We start from the raw sequence: 434 nt of genomic DNA on the forward strand, positions 1-434 counted from the left end.
CCTCATGGTCACCGAACATGACACCACCACGCGCCTTCGCGAGGACACCGACCGCGTTCGACGAGCCGCGGTTGATGACCTCGTTCACCAGTGTCTTCGTCGTGATGATGCTGACCCGTGCGACCTTACCGTCGGCCGCATTCGCCGACCGGATGACGCCGTCAATCTCACCCTTCGCCGCCACCGCGCCGAGAGCCGACGTCGGAACCGTCACCGACTTCTTGTCAGCCGACAGTGCCGCGCCCTCGACCTGATTCAACAGGCGCTTCGTCGCGGGCGAATTAGGTGACGCGACCGGGATCGACACGGACCGGCCGTTCGCGCTCACCGCCGCGCCGTCAACACCCTCAAGAAGCCGCTTCACTGCTGCCGCGTTCGGCGTCGACGCCGGGATGATGACGACGCGCCCGTCGGCCTGCAGCGCGATATTGTCG

General features: G+C 66.1%; 1 protein-coding gene. It reads right to left on the reverse strand.

Annotated features, from left to right (window positions below; translation table 11 throughout):
- On the reverse strand, positions 1 to 434 hold a 434-nt coding region (locus NBZ85_RS31885), incomplete at both ends, for a hypothetical protein (protein WP_261563513.1).

The sequence above is a fragment of the Frankia tisae genome, from assembly GCF_025403405.1.
Taxonomy (GTDB): domain Bacteria; phylum Actinomycetota; class Actinomycetes; order Frankiales; family Frankiaceae; genus Frankia; species Frankia tisai.